Source organism: Nonomuraea sp. NPDC050663 (genome assembly GCF_044456985.1).
In the GTDB taxonomy this organism is placed as follows: Bacteria; Actinomycetota; Actinomycetes; order Streptosporangiales; family Streptosporangiaceae; genus Nonomuraea.
Map to the genome: position 1 here is coordinate 533,640 of NZ_JBITGL010000004.1, position 11,150 is coordinate 544,789.

General features: G+C 74.5%; 1 protein-coding gene. It reads right to left on the reverse strand.

The features are described from left to right. Positions 1-16: 16 nt before the first annotated feature. Positions 17-11,134, reverse strand: a complete 11,118-nt coding sequence (locus ACIBH1_RS15450; protein WP_397314379.1) for a type I polyketide synthase — start codon at positions 11,132-11,134, stop codon at positions 17-19. Between the last annotated feature and the right edge of the window lie 16 nt (positions 11,135-11,150).

Below are 11,150 nucleotides of genomic sequence, written 5' to 3' on the forward strand. Positions count from 1 at the left end.
TCGCTTCCACGCCTGCTCAGGCGATGCCGAGCTCGTTGTCGATGAAGGTGAGGATCTCGTCGGCCGTCGCGGCGGCCAGCCGGTCGGCCACGTTCTCCTCCGCGGGCCGGGTGCCGCTCTGCCGTTCCTTCCAGGAGAAGAGCAGTTGCTCCAGCCTGGCGGTGATCTCCTCGGGGGTCGCGCAGTCGGCCGCGGCGGCGGCCAGCGCCGCCTCCATCCGGTCGATCTCGGCCAGCACCTGCTGTCCCGCGCTGTGCGCCGGTGGCGCGATCTCCTCCAGCAGGTGCCTGGCCAGCGCGGCGGGGTTGGGGTAGTCGAACACCAGCGAGGCCGGCAGCCGCAGGCCGGTGGCGGCCTTGAGGCGGTTGCGCAGCTCCACGGCGGTCAGCGAGTCGAAGCCGATCTCCTTGAAGGCCCGGCCGGGCTCGACGGCGTCGGGCCTGGCGAAGCCGAGGACCGCGGCCACGTGGCTCTGGACCAGCTCCAGCAGCACCGGCGTGCGGTCGGCCTCCGGGAGGGCGGCCAGCCGGTCGCTGAGCGACTCGCCCTGCGCCGCCTCCGCCACCACGACGCGCCTGGCGGTGGTCCGCACCAGGCTGCGCAGCAGCGGATGGCCCAGGCCGCCGGCGGCTCCCGCGCGCAGGGTCGCCAGGTCGAGCCTGATCGGCACGAGCGCCGCCTGGTGGGCGCCTATGGCCAGGTCGAGCAGCGCCAGGCCGTCGTCCAGGTCGAGCGCGCCCATGCCGGACCTGTTCAGCCGGCTGATGTCGGCCTCGTCGAGGTGGCCGGTCATGCCGCTGCCGCTGCGAGGTGTCCACAGTCCCCAGGCCAGCGAGGTGGCGGCCTGGCCGCGGGCCAGGCGGTGCTGGGCGAGGGCGTCCAGGAAGGTGTTGGCCGCGGCGTAGTTGCCCTGACCGGGGCTGCCGAAAACGCCCGCGGCGCCGGAGTAGAGCACGAACTGGGCCAGGTCGTGCCCGGCGGTGAGTTCGTGCAGGTTGATCGCCGCCGTGACCTTGGGCCGCAGGACGGCCGCCAGGCGCTCGGGCGTGAGCGAGGTGATCATGCCGTCGTCCAGGACGCCCGCGGTGCTGACGACTCCGGTCAGCGGGTGCTCGGCCGGGATCCGCGCGAGCAGGTGCGCCAGGGCATCGCGGTCGGCGGCGTCGCAGGCCACGATGCGCACGCTCGCCCCCAGCTCGGTCAGCTCCCGCTCCAGCTCGGCGGCTCCCTCGGCGTCGAGTCCCCGGCGTCCGGCCAGCACCAGGTGCCGCACCCCGTGCTCGGTCACCAGCCGCCTGGCCGCCAGCGCGCCGAGCGCGCCGGTGCCGCCGACCACGAGCACGCTGCCCTCTCCGCCGATCTCGGCCGGCATGGTGAGCACGACCTTGCCGATGTGGCGGGCCTGGGCGACGTGGCGGAAGGCGTCGTCCGCCCGGCGCACGTCCCAGCCGCGGATCGGGGGCAGCCGCAGGGCTCCCTGGTCGAACAGGGAGACGATCTCGGCGAGGATCTCGCCGGTCCTGTCCATGTCCAGCTGGGTGAGGTCGAAGCTGACGTAGCGGGCAGGCAGCATCCGCTCGGGGTCGCGCAGGTCCGTCTTGCCCATCTCGATGAAGCGCCCGCCGGGACGCAGCAGGCCGAGCGAGGCGTCGACGAACTCGCCCGCCAGGGAGTTGAGCACCACGTCCACGCCGGCCTCGAAGATGCGCGCGAAGTCGAGGGTGCGGGAGGAGGCGATCCGGGCGGGGTCCACGCCCAGGTCACGCACCGCCTGCCACTTGCTCTCCCCCGCCGTGCCGTACACCTCGGCCCCCAAGTGGTGGGCCAGTTGCACGGCGGCGGTGCCGACACCGCCCGCGGCCGCGTGCACCAGGAGCGATTCCCCTGCGCGCAGCCCGGCCAGGTCCACGAGAGCGTGGTAGGCGGTGATGAAGGCGATCGGCACCGACGCGGCCTCGGTGTAGGACCAGGCCTCGGGGATGCGGGCCAGCAGCCGGTGGTCGGTGACGGCGCGCCGGGCGAAGCCGTCGACGATGCCCATGACCCGGTCTCCCGGCGCCAGCGTCGTGACGTCGTCGGCGACCTCGATGACGACGCCGGCGCCCTCCCCGCCCATCGGCGCGTCGCCCGGGTACATGTCCAGGGCGATCAGCACGTCGCGGAAGTTCAGGCCCATCGCCCGGGTGGCGATCCTGACCTGGCCGGGGGCCAGCGGCGCGTCCTCGGCGGGCAGGAGCGCGAGGTTGTCGACCGTGCCGCGGCCGGTTGTGTCCAGCCGCCAGTTCGCGGTGCCGGCGGGCGGGACCATCGCGCTGCCGCGCCCGGTTCCGGCGCGGACCAGCCGGGGCGTGTACGGCACGCCCTCGCGCAGCGCCACCTGGTTCTCGCCGCCCGACAGTACGGCAGGCAGCGCCCGGTAGGAGTCGGGGTGGCCGTCCAGGTCGAGCAGGACCAGCCGCTCGGGATTCTCCGACTGGGCCGACCTGGCCAGGCCCCAGACGGCCGCGTTGACCAGGTCGGGCACCTCGTCGTGCACGTCGGCGGCTACGGCTCCGCGGGTGATGAGGACCAGCCGCGAGCCCGGGTGGCGCTCATCGGCCAGCCACTCCTGCAGCAGGCCGAGCGCCTCGCCGGTGCGCTCATGGACGGCGTCGGCCAGATCGCCGGACGTCGCGCCGTCCAGGGGCACGCACACGAGGTCGGGCGCCTGCTCCATGGACAGGATCTCGGCCAGGCCGCCGTACGGCACGGCGGTGATGCCCGCCGCGGCCAGGGCTGCGGGATCGCCGAGAGTGGCCCAGCGCTGTCCGGGGATCGGCTCGCCCGCCTGCATGGCGGCCCATTCGAGCTCGTAGAGCGACTCGCGTGCGGTGTCCGCGGTCCCGGCGCCCCCGCCCGCGGGCAGCGGACGCAGCAGCAGGGAGGCCACGTCGGCGACGGGAGCCCCGGCCTGGTCGGTGATCGTGAGCGTCACCCGGCCGGCTTCCCTGATCGACAGGTGGGCGCGGACGGTGGCGGCTCCGGTGGCGTGCAGGCGCACGCCGCTCCAGGCGAAGGGCATCTGCGGCCCGTCCTGCGAGCCGACCTCGTGCAGCGCGATGGAGTGCAGCGCCGCGTCCAGCAGCGCGGGGTGGAGGCCGAAGCCCCCGGTGGCGGTGTCTTCCGGCAGGGCCACCTCGGCGTACAGGTCCGTGTCCTTCCGCCAGACGGCCCGCAGGCCCTGGAAGGTCGGGCCGTAGCCGAGCCCGCCCTGCGCGAGCCAGCCGTACATGCCGGTCACGTCGACCGGCCTGGCGCCCTCCGGCGGCCAGACGGCAGTCTCCTGCGCCGGACGGTGCGCCGCCCCGGCGGCCAGGGTGCCGGACGCGTGGCAGGTCCACGGGTCGTCGGCCAGGCCGCGGTCGGGGCGGGCGTGGACGGTGAGGGGACGACGCCCCTCCTCGTCGGGCGCGCCGACCGTGAGCTGCAGCTGCACCGCTCCCTGCTCGGGCAGGGTGAGCGGCGCCTGGATGGTGAGCTCGTCGAGCAGGTCGCAGCCGACCTCGTCGCCCGCCCGCAGGGCCAGGTCGACGAAGGCGGTGCCCGGCAGGATGGCCTGCCCGTTGACCGCGTGCTCGGCCAGCCACGGGTGGGTCCTGAGCGACAACCTTCCGGTCAGCAGGACCCCCTCCGCCCCGGCCAGCGGCACCGCCGCGCCGAGCAGGGGGTGCCCGGCCGCGCCCAGGCCCGCCGCGCCGACGTCGCCGGCCGTGGCGGTGCGCTCCTCGAGCCAGAAGTGCTGGTGCTGGAAGGCGTAGGTGGGCAGGTCGACGATGACGGGACGGGCGGGGGCGAGGATCTGCCGCCAGTCCACGTCCAGGCCGCGTACCCACGCCTCGGCGGCGCTGGTCAACACCCTGCGCAGGCCGCCTTCCTGGCGGCGCAGCGTGCCGACGGCGGTGACGTCGTGCTCGGCCGCCTCGGCGGTGTCCTGGATGGCCGTGGTCAGCACCGGGTGGGCGCTGCACTCGACGAAGACGCCGTGTCCCTGCTCCATCAGGGCGCGGATCGACGGCTCCAGCCGGACCGTCTGGCGCAGGTTGGTGTACCAGTAGCCGGCGTCGAGCTCGGGGCCGTCGATCCAGGCGGCCGTCACGGTGGAGAAGAACGGGGTGTGGCTGGTGCGCGGGGCGACCGGGGCCAGCAGGCCCGCCAGGTCGTCCTTGATCGCGGTCACGTGCGCCGAGTGCGAGGCGTAGTCCACCTCGATGCGCTTGGCCCGCTCGTTGCCGGCCAGCAGCTCGTCCAAGGCGTCGACGTCACCGGAAACGACGGTGGAGGAGGGGCCGTTGATCGCCGCGATGGAGATCCGGCCCTGCCAGCGCTCCAGCTGCTCGGCCACCTGGGCGGCCGGCAGCGGCACCGACACCATCCCGCCCCGGCCCGCCAGCGCGATGATCGCCTGGCTGCGCAGGGCCACCACCCGGGCGCCGTCCTCCAGCGACAGCGCCCCGGCCACGACGGCCGCGGCGATCTCGCCCTGGGAGTGGCCGATCACGGCGGCGGGTTTGACGCCGACCGACTGCCACACAGCTGCCAGGGAGATCATCATCGCCCACAGCACCGGCTGGACCACGTCCACCCGGTCGAAGCCGGGCTGGCCGTCCTCGCCACGCAGCACACCGGTCAGCGACCAGTCCACGAACGGGGCGAGCGCCACCTCGCACTCGGCCATCCGCTGGGCGAACACCGGCGAGGAGTCCAGCAACTCCACGCCCATGCCCAGCCACTGCGAGCCCTGGCCGGGGAAGACGAACACGGTCTTGCCGTCGCCGGTGGCCACGCCGGTGACGACCGCGCCGCTGACGCCGCCCTCGGCCAGCGCCGCCGCACCGGACAGCAGCTCGGCACGGTCGGCGCCGACGACCACCGCACGATGATCGAATACCGACCGGGTGACGACGAGGGAGTGCGCGACGTCCACGGGCTCGGCCACGGGCTCGGCGAGCGCGAGGCGCCCGGCCTGGTCGCGCAGGGCCTGCGCGGACCTGCCGGAGAGCAACCACGGCACCGCGGGCAGCCGCACGGGAGCGTCGCCGCGACCGGAGGCGTCCGCCAGGGCACCGGTGGCGCCCGCCACGGCAGCGGAAGCGTCCGCCGGGGCGCCCGGGGCCGCCTCCGCCGAGGCCAGGCCGGGGGTCTCCGCCGGAACCGGGCCGGAGGGCGCCGCGAGGGCCTGGGCGGGGGGCTCTTCCAGGACCACGTGCGCGTTCGTGCCGCTGATGCCGAACGACGAGACCGCGGCGCGGCGCTCGCGGCCGGTGACCGGCCAGGCGACCGGCTCGGTGAGCAGCTGGACCGCGCCCGCCGTCCAGTCCACGTGCGGGCTGGGCTCGTCCACGTGCAACGTCTGCGGCAACACCCCGTGCCGCATCGCCATGACCATCTTGATCACACCCGCGACACCGGCGGCCGCCTGGGTGTGGCCGATGTTCGACTTGATCGACCCGAGCCAGATCGGCAGCTCCCGGTCCTGGCCGTAGGTGGCGATGATGGCCTGGGCCTCGATGGGGTCGCCGAGGGTGGTTCCGGTGCCGTGGGCTTCCACGGCGTCGACGTCGGCGGGCGACAGGCCGGCGTTGGCCAGCGCCTGCCGGATCACCCGCTGCTGCGAAGGACCGTTCGGCGCCGTCAGACCGTTGCTCGCGCCGTCCTGGTTGACCGCGCTGCCGCGCACCACGGCCAGGACCGGGTGTCCGTTGCGCCGCGCGTCCGACAGCCGCTCCACCAGGAGCATGCCCACGCCCTCCGACAGGCCGAAGCCGTCGGCCGCTCCGGCGAAGGCCTTGCAGCGGCCGTCGCGGGCGAGCGCGCCCTGCAGGCTGAAGCCGATGAAGCCGAGCGGAGTGCACATGACGGTGACGCCACCGGCCAGGGCGAGGTCGCAGTCGCCGTTGCGCAGGGCCTGCACCGCGAGGTGCAGGGCCACCAGCGATGAGGAGCAGGCCGTGTCGACGGTGACGGCGGGACCCTCGAATCCCAGCGCGTACGCGACGCGGCCGGAGGCGATGCTGCTCAGCGTGCCGGTGACCAGGTGGCCGATGGACTCCAGCGGCACCTGGTCGGAGTGGCGGCCGTACTCCTCGTAGGCCGCGCCCACGAAGACGCCGGTGCGGCTGCCGCGCAGCGAGCCCGGGTCGATCCGGCCGTGCTCGATGGCCTCCCAGGACGCTTCGAGCAGCAGGCGCTGCTGCGGGTCCATGGCCAGGGCCTCGCGGGGGCTGATGCCGAAGAACTCAGGGTCGAACTCCCCCGCCCCGAGCACGAAGCCGCCGTCCTGGGTGTAGGAGGCGAACGGCGCATCCGGGTCGGGGTCGTAGATGCCGTCGACGTCCCAGCCCCGGTTGCCGGGCAGCCGGGAGATCGCGTCGCTGCCCTCGGCGACCAGGCGCCACAGGTCGTCGGGGCCGTTCACGTCGCCGGGGGTGCGGCAGCTCATGCCGACGATCACGATCGGGTCGTCGGATAGCTCCCTGTGGGCAGGGCCCGCGCTTTCCTGCCGGACGCCGAGGATCTCGGTCCTGGCCAGTTCGGCGAGCGCCTTGACGTTCGGGTAGTCGAAGACCACGGTGGCCGGCAGGCGGATGCCGAGGACCTGGTTGAGCCGGCCGCGCAGCTCGACGGCGGTGACGGAGTCGAAGCCCAGGTCGCGGAAGGCACGTTCGACGCCGACCTCGGCGGGGTCGGCGTAACCCAGCACGCCGGCGACCTCCTGGCGGACCTTGGCCACCAGCAGCCGCGCCTGCTCCTGCGGGTCGAGCAGCCGGAGCTCGGCGCCGAGCTCGGACACCTCCGCCGTGGCGTCGCCGTCCGACAGGGCGGCGACGGCCTCGGGGACGCCGTCCAGGAGGGGGCGGCGCCGGGCGGCGGTGAAGAGCGGGGCGAAGCGCGGCCAGTCGATGTCGGCGACCACCAGGGCGGTCTCGTCGTCGTCCAGCGCCTGCCAGAGTCCTTCGATCGCCATGAGCGGGTCCATGTAGGCGACGCCGCTCCTGCGGGCGTCGTCCTCGCCGAGCAGCGTCGTCATGCCGCCGCCCGCCGCGTCCCAGAAGCCCCAGGCGACGGCGGTGCCGGTCAGGCCGCGGGCGCGGCGGTGGGCGGCGAGCGAGTCGAGGAAGGCGTTGCCCGCGGCGTAGGCGCCGTTGTGGGAGCCGCCCCAGACCCCGGCGCCCGAGGAGAAGAGCACGAAGGCGTCGAGCGGGGCGGTCAGGAGCTCGTCCAGGAGGCTCGCGCCGACGATCTTGGCGCTGGTGGCCTCGGCCAGTTCGTCGACGCCGAGGGCGAGCAGCGGCTGGATGTGCGGGACCCCCGCCGTGTGGAAGACCGACCGGATCGGGTCGCCTGACGCTTCCGCCTGGCTGATCACGCTCTGCAGGGCGTCGCGGTCGGCCACGTCGCACCCGGCCACGGTCACCCGCGCGCCGAGCTCCTCCAGTTCGGCGACGAGCTCGGCGGCGCCGGGCGCGTCCGCGCCGCGGCGGCTGGTGAGCAGCAGGTGCTCGGCGCCGCTCCGGGCCAGCCATCGGGCCACGTGCGCGCCGAGGCCGCCGGTGCCGCCGGTGATCAGGGCGGTGCCGCGCGCCTGCCACCGCTGCGTGGTGCCGGCGCTCTGCCGCGGCGCTCGCGTCAGGCGCCTGGCGAAGGTTCCTGAGGCGCGTACGGCGAGCTGGTCCTCGGGGCCTGCCGCGGCGAGCACGCTCATCAGGCGGCCCAGCACGCGGGTGTCGAGGGTCTCGGGCAGGTCGACGGTGCCGCCGGGGCGCTGGGGGTGTTCCAGGCCGTGGACTCGTACCACGCCGGCCACCGCTCCTTGGACGGGGTCGCGGACGAAGTCGACGCGGCTGACGCTCTGGCCGCCGTCCGTGCCGACCCACAGGGGCACGTCCATGCCGTCGGTGGCCTGGATCAGCGCGAGCGCCTGCGCCGGGTCGCAGTGCAGGGCAAGCACCCCGGCGACCTCCCCGGCGGCCTCCGTGGCGGGCTCCCCGGCGAACTCCTTGGTGGGCTCCCCGGCGGCCTCCGTAGCGGGCTTCCCGGCGGGCTCCGTGGCGGCCTCCAGGGTCGGGCCGACGATCTTCGTGGTGGCTCCGTGCCGCTCCAGGGCGCGCGCGACCGCGGTCACCGACTCGTCGGCGGCGCGCTCGTGCGGGACCGCGATCAGCCAGGTGCCGCCGAGCGCCGCCGGACCGGCCTCCGGAAGGGCGACGGGCTCCCAGGTGACGCGGTAGCGCCAGCTGTCCAGCACGTCCTGCTCGCGCCTGCGGCGTCGCCACGACGACAACGCGGGCAGCACGGCGGCCAGGGGCGATCCGTCGTCGATGTTGAGCGTCGCGGCGAGCGCGTCCACGTCCTCCCGCTCGACGGCCGCCCAGAACTCGGGGTCGGCGGCCTCGGCGGCCTGCTGGGCGGCGAAACTGCCCGGCATGAACCAGTACCGCTTGCGCTGGAACGCGTAGGTGGGCAGGTCGACGCGGCGCGGGCAGGCGTCGGCGAAGTAGGCGTCCCAGCCGACGGCGACACCCCTGGCGTGCAGCCGGCCGAGGGCCTCGACGAAGCTTCGCGCCTCGTCCCTGTCCTTGCGTACGGCGGGCACGAAGGTGACGGCCTCGTCGCCGTCGAGGACCTGCCTGGCCAGCCCGGTGAGGACGGCGTCGGGGCCGATCTCCACGAAGACCGTGGCGCCCCCGGAGCGCGCGGAGGCGACGGCGTCACCGAAGCGGACCGCCTGCCGTACGTGGTCCACCCAGTAGCCGGCGTCGGTGAGCTGGCCGGGCTGCGCGCGCCGTCCGGTGACGTCGGAGATGATCGGTATGGACGGCTCGTGGTAGGTCAGCGACTGGGCGAAGCGCCGGAACTCCTGCAGCATCGGCTCGATGAGCGGCGAGTGGAAGGCGTGCGAGACCCGCAGCCGGCGGGTGCGGACGGTGACGAGCGCGGCGATCTCGTCGACGGCGGCGGCGTCGCCGGAGATGACGACGGAGTCCGGCCCGTTGACTGCGGCGATGCCGATGTCGGAGCGGCCTTCCAGCAGCGGGAGGATCTCGGCCTCCGGCGCGGCGATGGCCAGCATCGCTCCGCCGGGCGGCAGCGCCTGCATCAGGCGGGCCCGGGTGGCGACGAGGCCGCACGCGTCGGTCAGGGACAGCACCCCGGCCACGTGCGCGGCGGCGATCTCGCCCACCGAGTGGCCGACCAGCACGTCCGGTGTGACACCCAGCGAGGTGAGGAGGCGGTAGAGCGCGACCTCGAAGGCGAACAGCGCCGGCTGGGTCATGCCGGTCTCGTCCAGCACCTGCTCGGGGCCGGAGAACATGGCTTCGCGCACGGGATGCGGCAGCAGCGGGTCCAGGACCTTGCAGACCTCCTCCAGGGCGTCGGCGAAGACCGGGAAGGACTCGGCGAGGGCGGCGCCCATGCCCAGGCGCTGGCTGCCCTGGCCCGCGAACAGGAAGGCCAGCTGGCCGCCCGTCCCGCTTCCCGTGACGGTCCCCGGCGCAGGCGTGCCGCCGGCGAGGGCCTCGAGCCCGGCGACGAGCTCGGCCCGGTCGGCGCCGACGATCACGGCCCGCTGGTCCAGGACGGACCTGCCGGTCGCCAGGGACCAGCCGACGTCGGCCACCGGCAGTTCGTCGTGCGCGAGCGTCCAGCCGTGCAGGCGGGCGGCCTGGGCGGCGAGCGCCGTCTCGTCCTTGGCCGACACCACCCACGGCACCAGCGGCAGGGGCAGCCGCTCCGGCTCGTCCTCGTCGGACTCGGCCGGCGTCTCCTCGATGATCAGGTGGGCGTTGGTGCCGCTGAACCCGAAGGCCGAGACGGCGGCGCGGCGGGGCGCTTCGGCCCGCGGCCAGGGGCGGGGCCGCGTCAGCAGCTCGACCGCGCCGGCCGACCAGTCGACGTGCTCGGTCGGCTCGTCCACATGCAGCGTCCTGGGCAGGACGCCGTGGCGCATGGCCATCACCATCTTGATCACGCCGCCGACCCCGGCGGCGGCCTGGGTGTGGCCGATGTTCGACTTCAGGGAGCCCAGCCACAGCGGGCGCTCGGCCTCCCTGTCCTGGCCGTAGGCGGCGAGGAGGGCCTGCGCCTCGATCGGGTCGCCCAGGGTGGTGCCGGTGCCATGGCCCTCGACGGCGTCGACCTGGGAGGGCGACAGGCCCGCGTCGGCCAGCGCCTCCCTGATCACGCGGATCTGGGAGGGTCCGTTGGGCGCCGACAGGCCGTTGCTGGCGCCGTCCTGGTTGACCGCGCTGCCGCGGATGACGGCGAGCACGTTGTGGCCGTTGGCCCTGGCGTCCGAGAGGCGTTCGAGCAGCAGTACGCCGACGCCCTCGGACCAGCCGGTGCCGTTGGCCGAAGTGGCGAAGGACTTGCAGCGGCCGTCGGAGGCCAGGCCTCGCTGCTGGGAGAACTCGATGAAGGTGTTCGGGGTGGCCATCACGGTGACCCCGCCGGCCAGAGCCATCGTGCACTCTCCGCGTCGCAGGGCGTGCACCGCCAGGTGCAGCGCCACCAGCGACGAGGAGCAGGCCGTGTCGACCGAGACGGCCGGGCCCTCCAGGTCAAGGGCGTAGGCGACGCGGCCGGAGGTGACGCTTCCGAGCGCCTCGGCGCGGAAGTAGTCGTGGTACATGACCCCGGCGTAGACGCCGGTCCGGGTGCCGCGCGCCGACACCGGGTCGATGCCGGCGCGTTCGAAGGTTTCCCAGCAGGTCTCCAGGAAGAGCCGCTGCTGCGGGTCGGTGCCCATGGCCTCGCGCGGGGAGATGGCGAAGAAGCCGGCGTCGAACTCGGCGGCGTCGTAGAGGAAGCCGCCGTGCCTGGCCGTCGTCGTGCCCGGGTTGTCGGGGTCGGGGTGGTAGAGGTCCTCCCGCCAGCCGCGGTCGGCGGGGAACTCGGAGATCCCGTCACCCCCGTCGGCGACGAGCTCCCACAGCTGCTCGGGCGAGGTGGCCCCGCCCGGGTAGCGGCAGCCCATGCCGATGATCGCGATGGGCTCGCGGTCGCGGCCCTCGATCTCGCGCAACTGCCGACGGGTTTGCTGAAGGTCGGCGGTAACTCGCTTCAGGTAGTCCCTGAGCTTGTCTTCGTTTGCCATCTCGCGTTGTCCTTCT